Below are 23132 nucleotides of genomic sequence, written 5' to 3'. Positions count from 1 at the left end.
CCATGTCCACGCCCACCACCCCGCCGACCACGCTGTCCGTCCTCCCCGTCATCATGGCCGGTGGCAGCGGCACGCGGCTGTGGCCGCTGTCGCGCGCCGGCTTCCCGAAGCAGTTCCTCGTGCTGTCGGGCAACCAGAGCCTGTTCCAGCAGGCGGTGCAGCGCGTCGCCAGCCTCGGCGCCGCCGACATCGCGGTGCAGGCCCCGCTGATCATCGGCAACGAGGAACACCGCTTCCTCGTGCTCGACCAGCTGCGCGACCAGCGCGTCGAGCCCGCCGCCGTCGTGCTGGAGCCGCAAGGCCGCAACACCGCGCCCGCGATGACGCTCGCGGCACTCGCCGCGGTCGAGAACGGGCAGGACCCGATCCTCGTCGTGACGCCGTCCGACCAGACCGTCACCCGGCCCGCCGCCTTCACCGCCGCGCTGCAGCGCGCCGTGCGCGCTGCAGCCGACGGCGCGATCGTGATCCTCGGCATCACGCCCGACCGCCCCGAGACCGGCTACGGCTACATCCGCAGCACGCCCGACGCGAAGGTCGCGCAGTTCGTCGAGAAGCCCGACCTCGCCACCGCCGAGCACTACCTGCGCGAAGGCCAGTACCTGTGGAACAGCGGCATGTTCGTGCTGAAGGCCTCGGTGTGGCTGGCCGCACTCGATCACTTCCGCCCCGACATCGCGGCCGCCACCCGCGCCTCGTGGGCCGCCCGCGGCAGCGATGCCAAGTTCATCCGCCCCGGCAAGGCCGAGTTCGCTGCCGTGCCTTCTGAATCGGTCGACTACGCGGTGATGGAGCGCTGCCCCGGCAGCGCCTTCGACATCCGCATGGTGGCGCTGGACGCCGGCTGGAACGACCTCGGCGCCTGGGACGCGGTCTGGCAGGTGGCCGAGAAGGATGCGCGCGGCAATGCCAGCGTCGGCGACGTGCTGCTGCAGGACAGCGACAACACGCTGGTGCATGCCACCAGCCGGCTGGTCAGCGTGGTCGGGCTGAGCGACGTGGTCGTCGTCGAGACGGCCGATGCGGTGATGGTCAGCGACCGTTCGCGCAGCCAGGAGGTCAAGAAGATCGTCACCGAACTCGGCGCGCGCGGCCGCGGCGAGCACACGCTGCACCGCAAGGTGCACCGCCCCTGGGGCTGGTACGACAGCATCGATTCCGGCGCGCGCTTCCAGGTCAAGCGCATCCTGGTCAACCCGGGCGCCTCGCTGAGCCTGCAGATGCACCACCACCGCGCCGAGCACTGGATCGTCGTCTGCGGCACCGCCGAGATCACCAACGGCGACAAGGTGATGATCCTCAGCGAGAACCAGAGCACCTACATCCCGCTCGGCCAGACGCACCGGCTCGCGAACCCCGGCAAGGTGCCGCTGGAGATCATCGAAGTCCAATCGGGCTCGTACCTCGGCGAGGACGACATCGTCCGCTTCGAGGACACCTACGGCCGCACCAAGTAAAGACAGGGATCCCTTCATGACCATCCTCGTGACCGGCGGCGCCGGCTTCATCGGCAGCAACTTCGTGCTGGACTGGCTGGCGCAGAGCGACGAGACCGTCGTCAACCTCGACGCGCTGACCTATGCCGGCAACCTCGAGAACCTCGCGTCGCTGGCCGGCGATGCGCGCCATGTGTTCGTGAAGGGCGACATCTGCGACCGCGCGCTGGTCGACGCGACGCTCGCCCAGCACACGCCGCGCGCGATCGTGCACTTCGCGGCCGAGAGCCATGTCGACCGCAGCATCCACGGCCCCGGCGCGTTCATGCGCACCAACATCGACGGCAGCTTCACGCTGCTCGAAGCCGCACGCGGGTTGTGGAGCACGCTCGAAGGCGACGCGAAGGCCGCGTTCCGCTTCCACCACGTCAGCACCGATGAGGTCTACGGCTCGCTGTCGCCGACCGACCCGGCCTTTGCCGAAACCAAGGGCTTCGAGCCGAACAGCCCGTACTCGGCCAGCAAGGCGGCCAGCGACCACCTGGTGCGCGCCTGGCACCACACGTACGGGCTGCCGGTCGTCACCACCAATTGCAGCAACAACTACGGGCCTTATCACTTCCCCGAGAAGCTGATCCCGCTGATGATCGTCAATGCACTCGCGGGCAAGGCGCTGCCGATCTACGGCGACGGCCAGAACGTGCGCGACTGGCTGTACGTGCGCGACCACGCGAGCGCGATCCGCGCGGTGCTGGCCGGTGGCCGCGTCGGCGAGACCTACAACATCGGCGGCTGGAACGAGAAGACCAACCTGGAGATCGTCCACACGATCTGCGCGCTGCTCGACGAACTGAAGCCCGATGCCGCCGGTTCGTACACGCGCCTGATCACCTACGTGAAGGACCGCCCCGGCCACGACCGCCGCTATGCGATCGATGCGCGCAAGGTCGAGCGCGAACTCGGCTGGCGCCCGGCCGAGACCTTCGACACCGGCATCCGCAAGACGGTGCAGTGGTACCTCGACAACGCCGGCTGGGTCGCCAACGTGCAGAGCGGCGGCTACCGCGACTGGGTCGCGAAGAACTACGGCGAGGCGGCTGCGGCATGAAGATCCTCCTGCTCGGCAAGGGTGGGCAGGTCGGTTGGGAGCTGCAGCGGGCGCTCGCGCCGCTGGGCGAGCTGACCGCGCTCGACTTCGACACGCCCGGTGCGCTGAAGGCCGATTTCTCGAAGCCCGACACGCTGGCCGCGACGGTGCGTGCGGTCAACCCGGACGTGATCGTCAATGCCGCGGCCCACACCGCGGTCGACAAGGCCGAGAGCGAGCCGACGCTGGCACGCGCGATCAACGCCACCGGCCCCGGCGTGCTGGCGCGCGAGGCCGCCGCGCTCGGCGCCTGGCTGCTGCACTACAGCACCGACTACGTGTTCGACGGCAGCGGCAACACACCGCGCCGCGAAGACGCGCCGACCGGCCCGCTCAGCGTCTACGGCCAGACCAAGCTCGAGGCCGAGGAGCTGATCCGCGGCAGCGGCTGCAAGCACCTGATCCTGCGCACCAGCTGGGTCTATGCGGCCCGCGGCGGCAACTTCGCGCGCACGATGCTGCGGCTCGCCGGCGAACGCGAGCGCCTGACGGTGATCGACGACCAGGTCGGCGCACCGACCGGGGCCGACCTGCTGGCCGACGTCAGCGTGCATGCGCTGCGCGCCGCGATCGCCGATGCGAAGCTGGCCGGTACCTACCACGCGGTGGCCGCCGGCGAGACCAGCTGGCACGGCTACGCGCGCTTCGTCATCGAATGGGCGCGCGCACGCGGCCACGCGATCAAGGTGGCGCCCGAGGCGATCGAGCCGGTGCCGACCACCTCGTTCCCGACACCGGCGAAGCGGCCGTTGAATTCGCGGCTGTCGTGCGACAAGCTGAACCAGGCCTTCGGGCTGCGCATGCCGACGTGGCAGGCCGGCGTCGAGCGCATGCTCACCGAAGTGCTGGGCTGAAGATCACATTCGTTTGGGAGAACACATGAACCGCAAAGGCATCATCCTGGCTGGGGGGTCTGGCACCCGGCTGCATCCGGCGACGCTCGCGCTGAGCAAGCAGCTGATCCCGGTGTACGACAAGCCGATGATTTACTACCCGCTCAGCGCGCTGCTGCTGGCCGGCATCCGCGAGATCCTGATCATCAGCACGCCGCAGGACACGCCGCGCTTCCAGCAACTGCTGGGCGACGGCAAGCAGTGGGGGCTGGACCTCAGCTACGCGGTGCAACCGAGCCCGGACGGCCTGGCGCAGGCCTTCCTGATCGGCGAGGAGTTCCTGGCCGGCGCGCCGAGCGCGCTGGTGCTGGGCGACAACATCTTCTACGGCCACGACCTGGGCACCCGGCTCACCGATGCGGCCACGCGCACCAGCGGCGCGACGGTGTTCGCCTACCCGGTGACCGACCCCGAGCGCTATGGCGTGGTCGAGTTCAATGACCAGGCGCAGGCGATCAGCCTCGAAGAGAAGCCGAAGCAGCCGAAGAGCCGCTATGCGGTGACCGGCCTGTACTTCTACGACGACAAGGTCGTGCCGTATGCGAAGAGCCTGAAGCCCAGCCCGCGCGGCGAGCTGGAGATCACCGACCTGAACCGGCTCTACCTCGAGGCCGGCACGCTCGAAGTGCAGATCTTCGGCCGCGGCGATGCGTGGCTCGACACCGGCACGCACGACTCGCTGCTGGAGGCGAGCGCCTTCATCCAGACGCTCGAGAAGCGCCAGGGGCTGAAGGCCTGCTGCCCCGAAGAGATCTGCTGGCGCAAGGGCTGGATCACGTCGGCGCAGCTGGAGGCCCTGGCCAAGCCGCTGGCCAAGAGCGGGTACGGCCAGTACCTCCTCCAGCTGATGCACGACAAGGTGTTCTGATGAAAGTCATCCAGACCGAGATCGCCGACGTGCTGGCGTTCGAGCCGAAGGTGTTCGGCGATGCGCGCGGCTTCTTCATGGAGAGCTACAACGGCCGCGTGTTCGCGGAGGCGGTCGGGCGCGAGCTGGTCTTCGTGCAGGACAACCATTCGCGCTCGGCGCGAGGCGTGTTGCGCGGGCTGCACTTCCAGTACGCGCCGCATGCCCAGGGCAAGCTGGTGCGGGTGACGAGCGGCGCGGTGTTCGACGTGGCGGTCGACATCCGCCGTTCGAGCCCGAGCTTCGGCCGCTGGGTGGGCATGGAGCTGAGCGCCGAGAACAACCGCCAGATGTGGATCCCGCCGGGCCTGGCGCACGGCTTCCTGGTGCTGACCGAGACGGCCGACTTCCTCTACAAGACGACCGACTACTACGCGCCGCAAGCCGAGGGTTGCGTGCGCTGGGACGATCCCGAACTCGGGATTGCCTGGCCCGACGTGGGTGGTGCGCCGCAGCTGTCGGCCAAGGATGCGGCGGCGCTGCCGCTGCAGAAGGCGAGGCTCGAATGACGAAGGCGATGATCCTCGCGGCCGGCCAGGGCACGCGCGTGCGTCCGCTGACGCGCGACCTGCCGAAGCCGATGGTGCCGATCCTCGGCAAGCCGGTGATGGAGTACCTGATCGAGCACCTGGCGCGCTACGGCGTGCGGCAGATCATGGTGAACGTCGCGTTCAACCACTGGAAGATCGAGAGCCATTTCGGCGATGGCCACCGCTGGGGCGTCGAGATCGGCTATTCGTACGAAGGCGCGCGCGAGCATGGCGAGATCGTGCCGAAGCCGTGCGGGTCGGCCGGCGGCATGAAGAAGATCCAGGACTTCTCGGGCTTCTTCGACGAGACGACCATCGTGCTGTGCGGCGATGCGCTGATCGACCTGGACTTCGGCGCGGCGCTGTTCGAGCACCGCAGCAAGGGGGCGATCGCGAGCGTGGTGACGCTGGACGTGCCGCGCAGCGAGGTGCAGAACTACGGCATCGTGAAATGCGACAAGAACGGCCACGTCGAGTCGTTCCAGGAGAAGCCGAAGCCGGACGAGGCGCACAGCACGCTGGCGTCGACCGGCATCTACATCTTCGAGCCGTCGGTGCTCGACCTGGTGCCGAGCAACACGGTGTTCGACATCGGCAGCCAGCTGTTCCCGCTGATGGTGGAGCGCAAGCTGCCGTTCTACGCGCAGAGCCGCTTCTTCAACTGGATCGACATCGGCCGCGTCAGCGACTACTGGAGCGTGCTGCAGCGGGTGCTGCGCGGCGAGGTGGCGCAGATGGACATGCCGGGGCGCGAGGTGCGGCCGGGCGTGTGGGTGGGGCTGAACACGCGGGTGCCCTGGGACGAGGTGACGATCAACGGGCCGGTGTACATCGGCTCGGGCGTGGAGATCGAGCCGGGGGTGACGATCCAGGGGCCGACGTGGATCGGCACCGGCAGTCACCTGCGCCGCAACTCGACGCTCGCGCACAGCGTGCTGTTCGAGTACACCCGTATCGGCGAAGGCCAGACCTTCAGCGACATGATCGTGGCGCCGTTGTATTGCGTGGATCGCAGAGGCAAGACCTTCTACCAGGGCGACGAAGAGTGCACGTTGCGCTGGTCTGACGCACGGGCCTGAGTCTGGCTCGGCGCGGCGCGGCGCGGGGGGTGAGGGGATGGGCTGGGGGCTCATGCCGAGGCGGTCGGCCCGGGGGCCGACTCCACGAAGAAGCTCGGATCCGTGGGTGCATCGCCAAACTCCCTCCACTCACTTCGTTCGTTGTGGTCAAACAGTGGCGATGAGTCAGTCCACGAAGCGCGCTGGCGCGCGCCACCCACGGACCCGAGCTTCTTCGTCGCCTCAGAAATCGCCCCCAGCCCATCCCCTCACCCCCCGCGCCGCTAACCACCAGCCGCTTTTGTTTGGGGGAAAAGATTGAAGTGACCGACGAGCATGCGAGCGCTCGCGCGCTTCGTCGGTCACTTCAATCTTTTCCCCCCAAACACAGCACGGCGGTGTTCGCAAAGGCGCGGGTGGGGAGGCTGTGGAGCGCCAATAGGGACGGGGCGCCGGAGCTGGCTGGTTTCATGGCCCCGCGCGAAGCGCGTTCGTGAACTGACTGTCGCCCACTGTTTGACCACAACGAACGAAGTGAGTGGAGGGAGTTTGGGCGACGGGCCATGAAACCAGTCAGCGGAGGGGAGTCTTCGCCCCGAGAGGGGCGAAGACCGCACCGTCCGGCGAGCCACAGCCTCCCCACCCGCGCCTTTGCGCGCAAGCAGCAACACCAAACAGAAAGGCCCCGCAGTTTGCGCTGCGGGGCCTTTCGAAGCGGCCTCAGGCGAGGCCGAAACTCACTCTTGCGGACGACGGCGGCGCGACACGAACACGATCGCGCCCAGGCCGGCCAGCAGCATCGCGTACGTCGCCGGTTCCGGAACGGCCGTGACGGTGATGTTCTGCAGCGCCAGGCTGAACTTCTGCGGGTACACGCCCAGCAGCGCGAAGATCAGGAAGCTGTCGCCGCCTGCCTTCGTCACGAACGAGTACGTGTTCCAGCCGGTCGTCTTCGTCGAGTCGGACAGTTGGTCGAACGTGCCCGGACCCTTCTGGCTGTCGAACAGGAAAGCGAAGTCGAGCGTGCGGTCCAGCGGACCACCCGTCTTCGACGCTTCATATTCGAAGCTGACGTTGTACATCCCCGGCGCGAGGTTGTCGAAGACCTCATAGCAGAAGCTTTGACCCAGCTTGCTCTTCAGCGGATCGTCGCAGCTCTCGCTGCTGGCGAATGCCGACCCGGTCGCGAAGGTCATCGCGGTGAGGGCCAGTGAAACAAGGAACTTCTTCATTGAATACCTCCTGGTGATTAGGTGCTTTCCCCTATGCAAGACACACGCCACTTTCAAGGCCCATCCCCAGTTTGAGGGGGGTAGATCGAGGCGCACGGGGTACAAGGCAGCTTGCGTGCCCGAGCAGCCCCACGGCAAACCTGTCTTCGACTCGCAAAAGAAGCCGAATTTGCCGCAGCAACTACCAACCGGCATGCCAAGCTTGCCGATTCCCACCCTGTATCTCTTCGTTACTGCCTGCAAGAAGCTGCAAACAGCCTTCAAATGGACACATCAGCATGGTCCATGCCTGGGCGAAACTCCCACCCATGGTGCGGCGCAGCATGCATTCAGGGCGCGGCAAGCTGCGCGCCCTGCCATCCGACAAGGCGCCGGCTCAGCGGATGCTGACCTGGCCCGAGCAGCTCGCGCTGGTCGCGCTGTAGGGGTAGGTGATCGTGATGTTGTCGCCGACGATCTGGCGGTGCTCGCGGGCGACGTTGCAGGCGAACTGCAGGCTGCGCAGCGGTTGCCACGCGATGCCGAGGCCGTAGGTGGCGGTCCTGTCCTCGCCCTCGGCCGGCGCAGTCACGCCGTTGACGATGAAGGCGTTGTCGAGCTTGCGGCGCGTGTAGCCGCCCTGCGCCGTCAGCTGGATCTTCGCGGTCGCGTCCCAGCGGGCCTTCAGCTGCAGGCTGTGGCTGATCCGCGTGTCGCTCGAATCGATCTCGTTGAGCGCGCTGCCGAAGGTGCTGCTGCCCACGCTGCTGTCGCGCGACAGCTGGGTGTCGAAGTTCAGTTTGCCGGTGGCCTGCCAGTTCCAGCCCAGCGCGCCGGTCCAGGTGTTCTCGTCGCGCTGCGACTGCACCGAGTGGGTCTCGCGCGTCACGCTGACGCGCGCGTTCAGCGTGCTCAGGCCGTTCGGCTTCGCCAGCAGGCTGAGGTCGACGTCGTTGCGGCGGAACTCGTCGGGCTCGACGCCGAAGTTCGGGAAGCGCCCCTCGGTGTGCCGGCCGCCCACGCGCACGCTCAGCGCATCGGCATCGGCCCAGCGCACGCCGGCGTTCACCGTCTGCTGGCGCACGTCGCGGTTGCTGAACTCATCGGCCGAATAGCGGCTCTGGTTGCCGGCCCAGCCGCCCTCCAGCGTCCACGCGGTGACGACGCCCACACGCACCTGCAGCCCGGCGCCCGTCGTGCGCAGCTGGTTCTTGCCGGTGTAGCGGTTCTGGCTGTCGAGGTCGTAGCGGTACAGGCTGCTGCGCTGCTCGGCCGTCAACTCGCCCGACACGCGCTCGATGGTCGACCAGTCGAGCCGCGCCGACAGCCGGTGGTCGGTGTTGTTCAGCTGCGTGTTGTTCTTGTAGCGGTTGACGTTGGCCTCGAGCCCGGCGGTGAAATGCTGCCGGCCGAACGGCTGGTCGATCGCGGCCCGCAGCCCGGTCGACGAGATCGCGTCGCGCGACCTCACCTCGCCGTCGGGCACGCGGAACAGGTTGTTCTCGGCCGAGACCGCCTGGCTGAAGCCGAACACGTACGGGTCGGATTCATCACCGGCGAAAGCCGTCGCGGCGCCTCCAGCCAGAACCAATGCCACCACGGGAGAAAGAGCGTTACTGCGATTCATGCAAGTCCATCAATATGCATTGCGGTCGAACAGCACCAGCCGCACGGTGCGCACGATGATCATCAGGTCCAGCCCGATCGACCAGTTGCGCAGGTACTCGAGGTCGTACTCGACGCGCGCGGCCATCTTGTCCAGCGTGTCGGTCTCGCCCCGGAAGCCGTTCACCTGCGCCCAGCCGGTGATGCCCGGACGCACCTTGTGGCGCACCATGTAGGCCTGGATCATCTTGCGGTACTGCTCGTTGTGCGCCACCGCATGCGGGCGCGGCCCGACGATGCTCATGCGGCCCTGCAGCACGTTGATCAGCTGCGGCAACTCGTCCAGCGAGGTCTTGCGGATGAACGCACCGAACGGCGTGATGCGTGCATCGCCGCGCGTCGCCTGCTTGACCACCGCGCCGTTGTCCTGCGTCGTCATCGAACGGAACTTGTAGACCTCGATCTCTTCGCCATCGAGCCCGTTGCGCTTCTGGCGGAAGATCACCGGCCCGGGCGAACTCAGCTTCACGCCGATCGCGAGCGCCACCATCACCGGCGAGATCAGCAGCAGGATCAGCGACGCGATCACGATGTCGCTGAAGCGCTTGATGAGGTCGTTGGTGCCGGTGAACGGCGACTCCAGCAGGCTCACCACCGGCAGGCCGGCCATGTCCTGCAGGCGCCCCTGGATCACGCTGACGCCGAACACGTCGGGCGCGTAGTACACCGACGCGGTCGTGTCCTGCAGCGAGGCCAGCAGGTTCACGATGCGCGGCTGCGAGGTCAGCGGCAGCGTGATGTAGACATCGCGCACGCCGTTGCGGCGCACCCACTCGGCCAGGTCCTCGAAGCGGCCCTTCACATGCTCGCGGGCATCGGGGTGCAGGCGATCCGGCGAGCGGTCCTCGAAGAAGCCGACGAAGTCCTGCCCGAACGAGCGCCGCGCCTTCAGCGACTCCAGCACCTTGGCGCCCAGTGGCCCGGCCCCGACCACCACCGCATTGCGGCGGTACTCCGGCCGCAACGCCAGGCGGCGCAGCGCTTCCTTGCCGAGGCGCACGGCGACCCATTGCACGACCGGCGTCACCCCGGCCCACCAGGCCAGCACGCGCCACTCGAAGAACTTCAGGCTGTCGGTCGCATAGCCGCACAGCAGCAGGATGCCGAGCAACGCGATCCACGCGCTGAGGATGTCGATCGCCGCGTTGAGGCTGCGGTCCTTGAAGCGGTTGACGCCGGGGAAGCTGAGCACCAGCACCAGCATGCACAGCGTCAGCGCCGGCCGTTCGACCGGCTCGTTGAACGCGCTGCTGACGGCGAGATAGCACAGCACGGTCAGCAACGGCTCCATCACCGCGGCGATGAAGGACGTCACCGAGGGTGGTGCACCGAGGAACAACTGCCTATGGCTGCGTTCTTCGAACATGGGGGAAGGAGTCCGTTGAAAATGTCACGGACCTCTCACGCACGAGGCGTGCCAGCACCACCCGTCCCTGTAACTGAATTTCTCTTCCGGCGCCAGAGGGTGAACACGGGCACCTCACCTGTCAGAAAGCCCGCTCCACGTCACCGTTGGACACAAGCGATCGGTAGATTCGACAGGCTTTTATCCGACACAGGTCCGGTTCTTACCGGTTCGCTTCGCTTCGTAGAGCGCTTCGTCGGCGCGTTCGAGCGCGGCCTCGATCGGCTCGCCCTGCCGGTACAGCGTGACGCCGGCCGAGAAGGTGACGAACACCTGCCGCTCTTCGTGCATGAACAGCCCGCCGGTCAGCGAGCGCTGCAAACGGGTCAGGATCTGCTCGCCTTCCTGCACCGGGGTGTCGGGCAACAGCACGACGAACTCTTCGCCGCCGTAGCGCGCGACCAGGTCGGTCGGGCGCAGCGCCTTGCTGACCACCTCGGCCAGCGACTTGAGCGCGGTGTCGCCGGCGGCGTGGCCGAGCTCGTCGTTCAGGCGCTTGAAGTTGTCGACGTCCAGCAGGCCGATCGACAGCTCGGTCTGGCCGCGCTCCATGCGCGCCCGCTCGGCATCGAAGGCCTGCATCAGGCCGCGCCGGTTGGCGATCTGCGTCAACTGGTCGGTCGACACCTCTTCCGACAGGCGGCGCAGTTCGCCTTCCAGCTCGGCGACGCGCTCGGACAGCCCGACCGCCTTCGCATGCTCCGACTCGAGCCGGCCCTGCGCCTGGCTGACCAGCGACTGCACGGTGCGGCTCTCTTCGACCATCTCGCGCACGACGCCGGCCAGGCTCTCGAGCGAATCGGCCTTCTCGATGGTGTCGGCATAGCGGCCGACGCTCTCGTGGAAACGCCCGGTGTGCTGGCCCAGCTCGCCCAGCTCGCTGAGCATGCGGTTGATCAGCAGCTTCAGCGCATCGCGGGCGCGCGCCCGGTCTTCGCGCAGCTGCTGCTGGCGCTCGCGGGTGTGGCCCAGCAGCTCGCTGACCGAACGCACGCTGCGCGCGGTGAGCCCGCCGTCGATCTGCAGCTTCATCGCGTCGACCTGGCCGCGCGCCCAGCTGTCGTCCTCGGCCAGCTCGGCCAGGCTCGCGGTGAGCTCCTGGCACAGCCCGCCCAGCTGGTCGACGAAGTGATGGCGGTGCTGCAGCATGCGGCGCGCGCGGTCGCACAGCGCGTCGAACTCGTCGGCCTGCAGCGGTACCGGGCCGGGCTCTTCGAGGCGGGCGAGCAGCTCGGTCAACTGGCGCGACAGGTCGGCGCTCGGTGCCGGCGGCGGTGGCAGCGCGAGCTGCACCGTGCCGCTCAGGCCCTCGGCGACGCGACGCCACAGCGGGAAGGCCGGGTCGCTGCCTGCGGCGTCGATGGCCGGCGCTGATGTCGACACCGATGCCGATGCGGAAGATGCGGCCGGCAGCGGCAACGCATCGAGCGGCGCCGGTTGCGTCAGGCTGTCATCGGCCTCGACCATGTCGTCGAGCGTGTCGCTCTCCCAGCTGCCCACCAGCTGCCCGAGCCGCTGCTGCAGGCGCTGCACGTCGCTGCGGCTGCTGGACAGCACGCGCTGCAGGCTTTCCTTCTTGCGCGCGGCGGTCCAGTTGCGCCCGCCACGCTCGGTGCCGCGGGCGATGCGTTCGATCAGTCCGGCCAGCGCGGCCGCCTGGGCCGCGTTGTCGGTGGAGGATGGGGGCGCCGCGGCAGCTTGCGCACGCGGCGAGCTCGGCTGGATGCCCGATTCGAGCTGGTAGGCGCGAGCGTAGTTCTCGGGCGTCGGCTCCAGCTTGTCGACCACGAGGCGGCGCAGCGCGGCCTTGGCCAGCACGGCAGGCGTCTGCGGCGCCTGGGGTTTGGTGTCCATCGATCAGGTCAGGGCAAAAAGAAAGGGGACGGCACGGAACCCGTGCCCGGTCATTTGGGCGTGTAGCGATTGGGGCGCGGCTCCAGGCCGGCCCGCAGCGAATCGCTGATGTCGTCGCCATCGCCGGCATCGACGATCCACGGCGCCTTGCGCGGCAGCACCGTCTGCTGAAGCCACTGGTCGAGCGCCTCGGGCGCCAGCGCCTTGCTGAACAGGAAGCCCTGCATCATTCCGCAGCCCAGCCGGTGCAGCACTTCCATCTGGCGCATGTTCTCGACGCCTTCGGCCACCACCCGCAGGCCCAGCGAGCGGGCCAGCGCGATGATCGCGGTGACCACCGCCGAACTCTGCGGCGTCATGCCGAGATCGCGCACGAACGAGCGGTCGATCTTCAGCTCGCTGATCGGCAGCGTGGTCAGGTAGGCGAGCGACGAGTAGCCGGTGCCGAAGTCGTCGATCGAGATCTCGACGCCGATCTCGTTGAGCCGGTGCAGCGTCGGGATCACGTTCTGCAGGTCCTTCATCAGGCCCGTCTCGGTGATCTCGAGTTCGATCGCATGGTGCGGCACGCCGTAGGCGGTGACGGCCTGGTGGATGTGCTCGACCAGGTCGGTGCGCTCGAACAGGCGGTTCGGCAGGTTGACCGCGATCGAGTCGGCGAAGCCGAAGCTGTCCTGCCAGATCCGGGCCTGGCGCGCCGCCTCGCGGATCGCCCATTCGCTGAGCGGGATGATCAGGCCGGTCTCCTCGGCCAGCGGGATGAAATCGCCCGGCGGCACCAGCACGCCGCCGCGCTGCCAGCGCATCAGCGCCTCGGCACCCACCATGCGTGCGCCGCGCACGTCGACCTTCGGCTGGTAGTGCAGCACCAGCTCGTTGCGCTCGATGGCCTTGTGCAGCGCGCTCTCGAGTTCGAGTTTCTCGCGGCCCTTGCCGGCCAGCGCCGGGCGGTACAGCAGCGCGGCATTGCGGCCCTGCGCCTTCACCGAATACATGGCCACGTCGGAGTTGCGCATCAGGTCGGCCACCGTCTGGCCGTCGCGCGGGAACATCGCGATGCCGACGCTCGCGGTCACGAAGCATTCCTGGCCGCCGACGAAGATCGGCTCGCGCATCACGTCGAGCACGCGCGCGGCGACCCGCTCGGCATCGGATTCGTCGGACACCTCGGGCAGCAGCGCGACGAATTCGTCGCCACCGAGCCGGCCGACGGCCTCGAGCGTGCGGTGCGAACGCGAACCCATCGACTCGACCGCGCTCTCCATCACCTGGTCGGAATGGCGCACGCACGAGCGCAGCCGGCGCGACACCTCCATCAGCAATTCGTCGCCGGCGCCGTGGCCCAGCGTGTCGTTGATCACCTTGAAGCGGTCGAGGTCGATCAGCAGCAGCCCGACCGGGTGGTTCAGCCGGCGCGCATGCTCGAGCGCGCGCTCGGTGCGCCAGATCAGCTGGCGGCGGTTCGGCAGCCCGGTCAGCGCATCGAAGTTGGCCAGGTGGCGGATCTTGTCCTCGGCCATGCGCCGGTCGGTCACGTCCTGGACGATGCCGGTGTAGCCCGACAGGTTGCCGTGCTCGTTGAACTCGGGCTCGGCCTCGACGTGGATGATGCGCTGGCGGGCGTCGGGCAGCGTGACCGGGATGTCGGTGGCGAGCACCGAGCTGTGGCGGATCACCTCGTGCAGGATCGTCACGAAGCCGGTGCGTTCTTCGGTGGGCACCATGCGCAGCAGCGCTCGCATGCTGGGCGCGTCGCCCGGGCCGAGGCCGAACACCCGCAGGCCCTCGACCGAGAACAGCGGGTTGCCGTGGCCGCGGTGCCAGTCGAAGCTGCCCATGCGCGCCAGGTCTTGCGCGCGCGCCAGCTTCGACTTGCTGCGCTCGAGCTCCTGGCGGGTGCGCGACGAGCGCAGCAGGTAGCGCAGCCGGCCGGCCAGCAGGCTCCAGTGCGTCGACTTGACGAAGAAATCGGTGGCGCCGGCCTCGTAGGCGCGGGTGATCGACGCGTCGTCGTCCAGCCCGGTCAGCATCAGCACCGGCATCGACTCGAAGCCGGGCAGCGAGCGCAACTCGCGGCAGGTCTCGAACCCGTCGAGCCCGGGCATCAGCGCATCCAGCACCAGCACGTCGGGCGACCAGTCGGCCAGGATCTGGATCGCCCGCTCGCCGCTGGTGGCCTCGGTGATCGCGAACCCGCGCTCGCGCAGCGCGATCGCGGTGAGCAGCAGGTTGACCTCGTCGTCGTCGACCAGCAGCACGCGCGGCTGGCCGAGCAGATCGTCGTCGGACAGCGGCGCGCTGGAGCTCATTGAATCAACGGCCCAGCAGGCGGCGCGTGGCGGCCACGACGATCGGCACCTCGGCCTGCAGGGCCACGATGCGCTCGTCCATGCCCTGCGTCGCCTCGCGGCGGACCATGGCTTCGATTTCTGCGCAGATTTGAGACATCTTGAGGGCCCCGATGCTCGCGGAAGACGACTTCAGCGTGTGTACCACGTGGCGGATGCCCGTCAAGTCGTGAGACGCCTGAGCATCCTGCAATTGGGGGAGGAGCCGTTCGAGCGAGGTATCGAAGGCCTTCATGACCCGATCGAGCAGGTGGTTCTCGCCGCTCGGGTCGAGTTCGCGCAGGCGGTCGAGGGCGCCGGCATCGAGCACGCCATCGGGTGCGGCGGCCGGCTCGGCCGGGCTGGCAGCGGGCGCGGCCACACCGCCGGTGGGCGCGCTGTCGGGATCCACGGGCCCCGCGGGGCGCAGTCGTTTTGAAAGCATGGCGAGCAGTTGGCTTTGGCGGAATGGCTTGGACAGATAGTCGTCGAAACCGAGTTCGAGAAACCGTTCTTCGTCACCTCCCAGGGCATTGGCCGTCACGGCAATCACCGGCGTTTCGGTCGGCGTGAGGAAGTTGAACCGTCCGGAGCGGCTGCGCCGGAACCAGTTCAACGCCTCCACGCCGTCCATGCCGGGCATCTGGATGTCCATCAGCACGAGGTCGAAACGGCGCTCGCACAAGGCCTTCAGGCCGTCCAGCGCCGAGGCGCTGACCTGGAACTGGCATCCCAGCGCCCTCAGCATCTGACCGATGACCTCCTGGTTGACGGGATTGTCTTCGATGACAAGGATCTGTGCGTTCAGCCGGGGCGTCAAGCGCGCCGGGTCGGTGCGCCGGCTGGAGATGCCCAGGATCGCCTGGCGCAGCTCGGCCTTGCGCACCGGTTTGGCGACGAAGCGGTCGAAGCCGGCCCGGTGCGCCGCCCGCACGTCGTCCGGCGACGACACCGACGACAGCAGGATCATCTTCATGCCGTGGCCCGGGCGCTCCGGGCCGAGCGCCTGCAGCGCATGGGCCAGCCCCATGCCGTCGAGCCGCGGCATGTGCATGTCGACCAGCGCCAGGTCGAAGCGCGGATCGATCGGCGTGGCGCCCGACAGGATCGCCAGCGCCTGCCGGCCGTCCTCGGCCAGCACCACCTGCATGCCCCAGGCGCCCAGCATGTTGTCGAGCACCGTGCGGTTGGTCTCGTGGTCCTCGACCACCAGCACGCGCAGCGCCGGCATCTGCGTCGGCTCCAGGTCCGGCGAGGTGGTGTCGCCGCCGTTGCTCTCGGCAGGTGCCATCGGCATGCTGAAGATGAAGCGCGAGCCGATGCCGGGCGCGCTCTGCACCTCGATGTCGCCGCCCATCAGCTCGACCAGCTGCTTGGAGATCGCGAGGCCCAGCCCGGTGCCGCCATAGCGGCGCGACATGCCGCCGTGCGCCTGCGTGAACGCGCTGAACAGCCGCGGCAGCACCTCGTCCTCGATGCCGATGCCGGTGTCGCGCACCTCGAACTCCAGCCACAGCGCGCGGTCGGCCGACTGCGCCGGCATCGGCATGCGCACGTCGACGACGATCTCGCCGGCCTCGGTGAACTTGATCGCGTTCGCCACCAGGTTGGTCAGCACCTGGCGCAGCCGCAGCGGGTCGCCGTGCACATGGCTGGGCATGCCGGGTTCCTCGCGGAAACTCAGCTCCAGGCCCTTCTCGTGCGCACGCGGCGCGAGCAGCTCCAGCGTGTCTTCCACCACCGAGCGCAATGAGAAATCGACCGGCGCGAGCTCCAGCCGCCCAGCCTCGATCTTCGAGAAATCGAGGATGTCGTTGATGATCTCCAGCAGCGCCTCGCCGGAGCGGTACACCGCCTGCGCGAAGCGCTTCTGCCGGTCGTTCAGCGCGGTGCCCAGCAGCAGCTCGGTCATCCCGAGGATGCCGTTCATCGGCGTGCGGATCTCGTGGCTCATGTTGGCCATGAACTGGCTCTTGGCCTGGCTGGCCGCCTCGGCGATGTCGCGCGCGCGCTTCAGCTCGTTCTCGTGCTCCAGCTCCTCGGTGACGTCGGACACCAGGCCGTAGACGCGCAGTTCGCCGTCGGGCATGCGGCGCGAACGGGTGCGCGAGCGCAGCCAGCGCACGCCCTTGACCGGGTGCTGGATGCGCACGCGGATGTCGGCCGGCTGCAGCTGTTCCTCGAGCTCGCGGCGCGCCGCGAGCAGGTGGCGGTCTTCCGGCAGCACGCGCGACAGGAAGGAATTCGGCGTGCGCTCGAACTCGTCCTGCGGCGTGCCCCAGGTGTCGTAGCTGCTTTCGCTGAGGAAGTGGAAGCGGTCGCGCGCCGGCGTGGTGACGAACAGGCTGTCTTCGACCGTGTGCGCGAACTCGCGCAGCCGGCTCTGCGATTCGTGCAGCTCGCGCTCGGCGCGGCGCTCGCGGGTCACGTCGCGTGCGAGCACGATCACCAGGCGCGGCGTGCCGTCGGCATGGCGCAGCGCGAAGCAGCGGCCGCTGATGATGCGCGGGCCGCCCTCGCCCTGCACTTCCACCTCGCTCTCGATCGTGTCCTGCCCGGCCAGCGCGCGCGTGATGGCCGGCTCGCCAAGCAGCGCGATGCCGCTGCCGAAGGCATCGCGCACGGTCTTGCCGAGCACCTGCTCGCGACCCTTCGCGAACTCGCGCTCGGCATGGAGGTTGATCGCGACGATGCGGCGATCGGCGGCGTTCAGCACGAACAGGCTGGCCGGCAGGTTCTCCATCAGCAGCTGCAGCAGCTCCGGCTCGGAAGTGGCCGGCGCCGGCGTGGCGGGCAGCAGCGTCGGGGCGGCGAGCGGGATGGGAATGGTGGCGGGAAGGGGCGTGTCGGGGCGCGCGGCGCGCAGGTCGAGCAGGCGCTGCACCGTCTCCAGCACCCGGCGCAGTGCCGTCAGGTCGCGCTGGGCCGGCACACCCTGCAGCTCGAGCACGGCGGCCGTGCCGTCGCGGCCGCGCACCGGCAGCGCCATCACGCTGGCGCTGCCGCCGTGCATCGGCGCAAAGCAGATGCGCCCCTCGGCGACCGCGCGGCCGGTCGCGCTGAGCCGCGGGTGCACGGTGAAGCGGGCGGAATGCGGGTCCTCGGGCTGGTCCCAGGCCTGCAACTGGGCGGCACCGCCGGCGACCGACAGCACGCGCAACACCGCATGGCCCTCGGCCTCCAGGCCTTGCGCCAGCAGTTCGGCAGCGGCGTGCATCGCATCGGCCAGCGATTCGGCCTCATCGACCTGGATCGCGGCCTGCTGCAGCAGGCCCAGCCAGTCGAAGCCTGCCGGCTCTTCCGATGCGGCCGCTGCCGGCGAAGACGCCGACACCGCGGGCACGGCAGGCGCAGGCTTCACCGCCTTGCGCGCCTGGCGGGCACCGAACCATTGAGCAAGACGAGACAGCGGAGCGGGCATGGGTCAACTACTTCTGAAAAACGTGCACAGCCTTGGGGACCCCACCAATGGGGACCCCGCCCAGGGAGCGGGGTCTTCGCAGCACTTTCGGTGCTGCTGCGACCGACTTGAGGCATCCGACACATTGGAAACCGGGTCGGCCCCCACAATGTCACGGCGCAACCACTCCTTACAATCGATCGGATGAATCTCGAGACCGTGCTGCCAGCCGGACTGCTGCTGCTGGCGGCCCTCGCGACCGGCGCCTGGGCCGCCAGGTCGAGCCGGTTGCTGCGCCGCGCCGAGCAGGCACTGCAACACGAGCGGGCGGAGCGCCAGGCCGTCGCGCAATCGCTCGACTGCTGGCAGTGGCGCAGCGACCCGCAGCACCGGGTCGTGCAATGGCGCCCGCCGCGTGGCGCGGCACTCGCCGACTTTGCCGGCGCCGACGACGCCCCGCCGCTGTGGCAGCACTTCCAGGCCAACGACACGCTGACGCGCTCGCTGCGCACCGCGATGGAGCAGCATGCGCCGCTCAGCGCCACCTCGCTGTGGCGGGCCGGATCGGCCGGCGTGCGGCAGCTGTGGTCGGTGCGGGGCGAGCCGGTGCTCGATGCGCAGGGCCGCTTCGCCGGCTATGTCGGTACCGCGCGCGAGCTGACCGACACCGGCGACCAGCGCATCAGCGAGCTGTTGCAGGCGCTGGCCGACCCGGTGCTGCGCATCGCGCTGCCGCCGCCGGGCCAGCTCGGCGTGCTGTACGAAACCAACGCGGCCGCCGAGCGCTGGCTGCACATCGCCGACCCCGCTTCGCTGCCGCTGTGGCCCGAGCTGCTGCAGCGCCTGCCGGCCGGGCTGCGGCCACTCGCCGAGCAGGCGATCTCGCCGACGCTGCATGCCGACACCGCCAGCGGCAGCGCCGAGGGCTGGGAGCTGCAGGTGCACCGGCTGGCGCCGACGCTGCCGCGCGCCGGGGTCGAGCTGCTGCTGATCTTCCACCGCCAGGCCGGCGGCTCGGCGGCAGCGACGACGCCGTCCGACGAGCACGAATCGTTCAGCTACACCGTGTCGCACGACCTGCGCGCGCCGATCCGCGTGGTCGAGGGCTTCACGAAGATCGTCAAGGAAGACTACGGCCGCCTGCTCGACCGCATCGGCAACGACCACCTCGACCGCGTGCTCGGCGCCGCCGCGCGCATGAGCAGCATGATCGACTCGCTGCTGGCGCTGTCGCAGCTGTCGGCGCGGCCGCTGGCGCGCCAGCCGATCAACCTGTCGCAGCTGGTGGGCTACATCGTCGACGACCTGCGGCGCGAATCGCCGCAGCGCGAGGTGCAGGTCGACATCGAGCCCGGGCTGCATGCGCAGGGCGACGCGACGCTGCTGCGCGTGGCGCTCGAGAACCTGCTCGGCAACGCGTGGAAGTACACCTCGAAGTGCCGCGACGCGCACATCTGGTTCGAGGCCGGCGTGCACGAGGGCCGGCCGGCCTTCACGGTGCGCGACAACGGCGCGGGCTTCGACATGCGCTTCGCCGACCGGCTGTTCGGCGTTTTCCAGCGGCTGCACAGCGCGAACGATTTCCAGGGCACCGGCGTCGGGCTGGCGTCGGTGCGCAGGATCATCCGCCGGCATGGCGGCGACATCTGGGCCGAAGGCGAGGTGGATCGCGGGGCGCGGTTCCAGTTCTGGCTCGGGCACTGAGGGACGATCCGGGGCGGGAGCATCTCGACCGTCTTGGTGCGACGGACAGTCGCTCAACCAGCCGAAAGCAACTCCACCGCCTGAAGCAAGCGCTCGGCCTGCGCCACGAGCGGGTGGCCCTCGCTCGCCGCCAGCCGCTGCAAGCGCTCCAGCGCCTGCGCGCGCGGCAGCGAATAGCGGTGCATCAGCACGCCGACGGCCATCGCGACCGGCTGGGCCAGTGCCTCGTGCGCGAGCGTGCCGGGCAGCGGCGCGGCCTCGCCGCCGCGGCGCTCGATCTGCGCGAATGCCGCTTCCACGGCCGGCACGATCTGGCGGATGTCGAGCGGCTTGACCAGGTAGGCCACCGCGCCCAGCGCGTTCACCTGCGCGACGGTGTCGTCGTCGGCGAAGGCCGACAGGAACATGAACGGCATCTGGCAGTAGTCGCGCAGGTAGGCGGCGACGTCGAAGCCGCTCTTGCCTTCCATGCGGATGTCGAGCAGCGCGAGATCGGGGCGGTGCTCGCGCGCCAGCAGGATCGCATCGTCGCCGTTGTCGGCATCGATGATGTCGTAGCCGGCCTGCGCAAGCCCGTGCGAGAGCGTCGCGAGCACGAGGCGGTCGTCATCGACAACGAGGATCTTGCCTTTGTTCGTCACGGTGGATGCTGCTGGCGGGACGGTGAAGGCGCGATTGTGGCTGAAAGCGCCACCCCCGGCGGTTTCAGATCCACCACCGCCACCACCCGCGTGCCCTGCGCCTCGATCGACAGCTTCGCGCTGCGCCGCGGCAGCAGCGCCCGCACCAGCCCGAGCCCCGACACGCCGCCGGGGAACTGCGCCAGGCTGAAGCCCTCGCTTAGCCGGCCCTCGTTGCCGATCACGATCTGCACGCCGTCGTCGCCGCACACCAGCGTGCAGCTCACCGGCGCGTCGCCGGCGCTGTGCTTGATCGCGTTCGTCAGCAACTCGTTGACGGTCAGCGCGATCGGGATCGACTCGGCCTCCGGCAGCGCCCAGGCCTGCGGCTCGGGGCCCTGCACGTCGAACACGATCGTGCGCCCGAAGGTGCGCTGCACCGAGCCGGTGATCGCCTCCAGCACGCTGCGCACCCGCAGCGGCCCGTTCATGCCGACCTGCAGCCCGTAGACCTGCGCGATCGCCTGCACCTGGCCGACCACCTCGGCCATCACGCCGGCCACCTCGGGCTTGCGCGTCGCGATCTGCTGCAGCAGCCCGGCCACCCCCTGCAGGTTGTTCTTGATGCGATGGTGCACTTCCTTCACCAGCATCTCGCGCTGCGCGATGGCGGCCTCGAAGCGGGCCTCCTGCGCGGCGCGCTGCTCGGTGACCTCGGTGGCCACCATCAGCAGTTGGTCGGCCGGCTGGCCGTCGGCCGAGAGCGGCAGGTAGCGCGCATCCCACACCTGGAACTGGCCGTCGAGCTCGGTGCGGTACTCGCGCTGCGTCACGCGGCCGGCGACCAGCGCGTCTTCCATGTCGCGCCGGCGCTCGGCGGCGACCTCGGGCGTGAAGATCTGCTCCGGCGTGCGGCCGATCAGCTGCGCCGCCGGGGTCGACGCATTGCGCGCCGCCACCTCGTTGACCTGCAGGATGCGCAGCGTGTGCGCATCGCGCAGCGTGATCGCCAGCGGCGCCGCCTCGATGATGCGCTGCAGCGACGACTGCGCCTCGGCGATGCGCGCCTCGGCCTGGCGGCGGCGCTCGATGTCGAGCAGCGCATAGGTCAGCTGCCGCCCGGTGACGACCGCGTTGCCGACCACCCAGTACTCGCGGCCGTCGCGCGCCTTCACGCGGCATTCGAAGGTCTCGGCCTGCCCCTCGACCAGGTCGTCGAGGTACTCGGTGCGCAGGAACGGGTGGTCCGGTTCCGGCGTCGCGACGGTGGCCATCGGCCGGCCGATGAAATCCTCCAGGTCGCCGCCGAACATGCGGCGCGCCGAGCGGTTCATCCATTCGATGCCGTCGGTGCCGACGGTGACGATGCCCACCAGCACCGAATCGAGGATGGCCCGCGTGCGCTCGGCCTGCAGCGCGACCTCGGTGGCCAGCGCCTCGAGCTCGGCCTGCTGCGCCTTCAGCCGCGTGATGTCGGTCAGCACCGCGATCAGCTCCTGGCCGTCCTCGCCTTCGCCGGCACGCCGCACCGACAGCGAACACCAGTGGCGCGGGCGCCCGCGCGTGTCGACCGCGATCTCGGTCTCGTGCACCCGGCCGGCGGCCAGCGATTCGTCGATCTGCGCGACCAGCCGGCCCACCTGCGGCTGCGCGGCCAGCAGCTCGTGCAGGCTGCAGCCGGCCACGTCGCCGGCGCGAAAGCCGAGCAGCACCTCGAAGCGCCGGTTGCAGCGCACCAGCAGGTTGCCGCGCAGGTAGGCGATGCCGACGGTGGTGCTCTCGAGGATGGTGGTCAGCTCGCGCAGCAGCATCTCGCTGCGCTGCTGGGTCTGGTGCTGGTCGGTGATGTCGAGCGTGACGACCGAGGTGGTGCGCTTGCCCGACGCGAGCGTCGCCGGCTCGACCCGCGTCAGCAACCAGCGCAGGCCGTGCTCCGGGTGGCGGATCGCATAGCGCACCTCGGCGCGCTGGGCCAGCCGCAGCGCCTGCTGCAGCTTGTCGTACTCGGGCAGCGATTCGGGCAGCACCACGTCGCGGCGGATCGACTGCAGCGCGGGCGCGCCGCCGACCGATTCGGCCGCGCTGCCGAACACCGCGCCGTGCTGCACCCAGCCGGACGATTCCTGGAAGGTCGCGAGGCCGACGCCGGCGGTGTCCATCAGCGCGCCGATCTGCATCTGCGCGAGGTCGCGCTCCTCCTCGACGCTGCGGTCCTCGACGATCGCCATGTAGCGGCGCTGGCCGCTGCCGCTCTGGTAGCAGCGCACGATCGAGCGCAGGCGGCGCGGCGTGCCGTCGGGCGCACCGTGGCGTCCGGCGTGGTGCACCCAGGCCTGCGTCTCGACCGGGCTGGAGCCGGGGCGCAGCAGCGGCAGCGGCTTGCCGTCCTGCCAGGCCATCAGCTGCTGGATGCCGGGCGAGGCCTCGGACATCAGCACCGGCACGTCGCCGGCGAGCGCCTCGAAGGCCGGGTTGCTGCGCACCAGCAGGCCCTGCTCGTCGAACAGCACCATGCCGACCGGGCTGAGCTCGAACCAGTCGTCGAGCTCGCGCACCGAGCGGTCGGCGCGTTCGCGCGCGATGTGCTCGGCAGTGCTGTCCTGCAGGATGCTGACGGTGCGGGCGCGGCCCTGCGCATCGCTGCCGACGCGCCACGCGGCGCGGAACCAGCGTTCGCGGCCGTCGGCATGGATCATCCGGCGCTGCACCAGCCGGGTCGTGCCGACGGCGCTCATCTGCTGGCGGTAGGCGCGGTTGAGTGCGCGGTCTTCGGGCGGCTGCAGGTCGAGCGGGTCGGTGCCGACCAGCTGCTCGCGCGTGAAGCCGGTGAACTCGAGGAACGCGTCGTTGGCGTCGATCAGCTTGAAGTGCTCGTCCTGCAGCGTGACGGGGAACGGGGCGTCCCAGAACATCGTGCCCATGTCGGGCATTGCGGGCGCCGGGGTGGGTTCGGGCGTGGGCGGTGGGGCCGGCGT

14 protein-coding genes and 1 pseudogene are annotated in these 23132 nt (G+C 69.3%); 7 read left to right on the top strand and 8 right to left on the bottom strand.

Annotation, left to right across the window (positions count from 1 at the left end; genetic code table 11):
• The first annotated feature begins 2 nt into the window (after positions 1 to 2).
• From ACXJLU_RS20715 to ACXJLU_RS20690, 6 genes are read left to right on the top strand one after another with little or no spacing between them, the layout of a single operon-like run.
• On the top strand, positions 3 to 1457 hold the full coding sequence (locus ACXJLU_RS20715) for a mannose-1-phosphate guanylyltransferase/mannose-6-phosphate isomerase (protein WP_457334200.1): 1455 nt from the start codon (positions 3 to 5) through the stop codon (positions 1455 to 1457).
• Positions 1458 to 1473: 16 nt separating this feature from the next.
• Entirely contained in the window at positions 1474 to 2544 is a 1071-nt protein-coding gene (gene rfbB / locus ACXJLU_RS20710; RefSeq protein WP_457334198.1) for a dTDP-glucose 4,6-dehydratase, read from the top strand.
• Positions 2541 to 3437, top strand: coding sequence for a dTDP-4-dehydrorhamnose reductase (gene rfbD, locus ACXJLU_RS20705; RefSeq protein ID WP_073468413.1), 897 nt, complete (start codon positions 2541 to 2543; stop codon positions 3435 to 3437). The genes rfbB and rfbD overlap by 4 nt, the downstream gene beginning before the upstream one ends.
• 25 nt (positions 3438 to 3462) lie before the next feature.
• Positions 3463 to 4344 (top strand): glucose-1-phosphate thymidylyltransferase RfbA, encoded by an 882-nt coding sequence (rfbA, locus tag ACXJLU_RS20700; protein ID WP_457334196.1) that lies wholly within the window; start codon positions 3463 to 3465, stop codon positions 4342 to 4344.
• Entirely contained in the window at positions 4344 to 4892 is a 549-nt protein-coding gene (rfbC, locus tag ACXJLU_RS20695) for a dTDP-4-dehydrorhamnose 3,5-epimerase (protein ID WP_457334194.1), read from the top strand. The genes rfbA and rfbC overlap by 1 nt, the downstream gene beginning before the upstream one ends.
• Before the next feature lie 8 nt (positions 4893 to 4900).
• The gene (locus ACXJLU_RS20690; RefSeq protein ID WP_457334240.1) at positions 4901 to 5992 is read left to right on the top strand and encodes a nucleotidyltransferase family protein; all 1092 of its coding nucleotides are present in this window, start codon (positions 4901 to 4903) and stop codon (positions 5990 to 5992) included.
• 716 nt (positions 5993 to 6708) lie between these two features.
• Here ACXJLU_RS20690 and ACXJLU_RS20685 read toward each other — a convergent pair.
• The 6 genes and pseudogenes from ACXJLU_RS20685 to ACXJLU_RS20660 all read right to left on the bottom strand — a co-directional run.
• Positions 6709 to 6822 (bottom strand): annotated as a pseudogene (locus tag ACXJLU_RS20685) (PEP-CTERM sorting domain-containing protein); the annotation flags it as partial.
• Between the two features lie 757 nt (positions 6823 to 7579).
• Complete coding sequence (locus tag ACXJLU_RS20680) at positions 7580 to 8809, bottom strand: porin family protein (protein WP_457334192.1); 1230 nt, start codon at positions 8807 to 8809, stop codon at positions 7580 to 7582.
• 9 nt (positions 8810 to 8818) lie between these two features.
• Positions 8819 to 10213 (bottom strand): undecaprenyl-phosphate glucose phosphotransferase, encoded by a 1395-nt coding sequence (locus ACXJLU_RS20675; RefSeq protein WP_457334190.1) that lies wholly within the window; start codon positions 10211 to 10213, stop codon positions 8819 to 8821.
• A 180-nt stretch (positions 10214 to 10393) separates the two neighbouring features.
• Complete coding sequence (locus ACXJLU_RS20670; protein WP_457334188.1) at positions 10394 to 12106, bottom strand: sensor domain-containing diguanylate cyclase; 1713 nt, start codon at positions 12104 to 12106, stop codon at positions 10394 to 10396.
• A gap of 50 nt (positions 12107 to 12156) precedes the next feature.
• Entirely contained in the window at positions 12157 to 14415 is a 2259-nt protein-coding gene (locus tag ACXJLU_RS20665) for a putative bifunctional diguanylate cyclase/phosphodiesterase (RefSeq protein ID WP_073468406.1), read from the bottom strand.
• A gap of 4 nt (positions 14416 to 14419) precedes the next feature.
• Positions 14420 to 17854: a PAS domain-containing hybrid sensor histidine kinase/response regulator gene (locus ACXJLU_RS20660; RefSeq protein WP_457334186.1), complete on the bottom strand. Its 3435-nt coding sequence runs from the start codon at positions 17852 to 17854 to the stop codon at positions 14420 to 14422.
• A gap of 183 nt (positions 17855 to 18037) precedes the next feature.
• Here ACXJLU_RS20660 and ACXJLU_RS20655 point away from each other — a divergent pair, with 183 nt between their 5' ends.
• A complete protein-coding gene (locus ACXJLU_RS20655; protein ID WP_457334184.1) occupies positions 18038 to 19537 on the top strand; it encodes a sensor histidine kinase in 1500 nt (499 codons plus the stop codon).
• Positions 19538 to 19590: 53 nt separating this feature from the next.
• Here ACXJLU_RS20655 and ACXJLU_RS20650 read toward each other — a convergent pair whose 3' ends face one another.
• Together ACXJLU_RS20650 and ACXJLU_RS20645 are read right to left on the bottom strand one after the other, a co-directional pair.
• Complete coding sequence (locus tag ACXJLU_RS20650) at positions 19591 to 20178, bottom strand: ANTAR domain-containing response regulator (RefSeq protein WP_457334182.1); 588 nt, start codon at positions 20176 to 20178, stop codon at positions 19591 to 19593.
• Positions 20175 to 23132: PAS domain-containing sensor histidine kinase (locus ACXJLU_RS20645; protein WP_457334180.1), on the bottom strand; the 2958-nt coding region annotated here is incomplete at its 5' end. The genes ACXJLU_RS20645 and ACXJLU_RS20650, both read right to left, overlap by 4 nt.

This window comes from Rhizobacter sp. P5_C2, assembly GCF_054049715.1.
The sequence above is the reverse complement of the archived record's forward strand: the minus strand, read 5'-3'. Positions and strand labels throughout refer to the sequence as shown.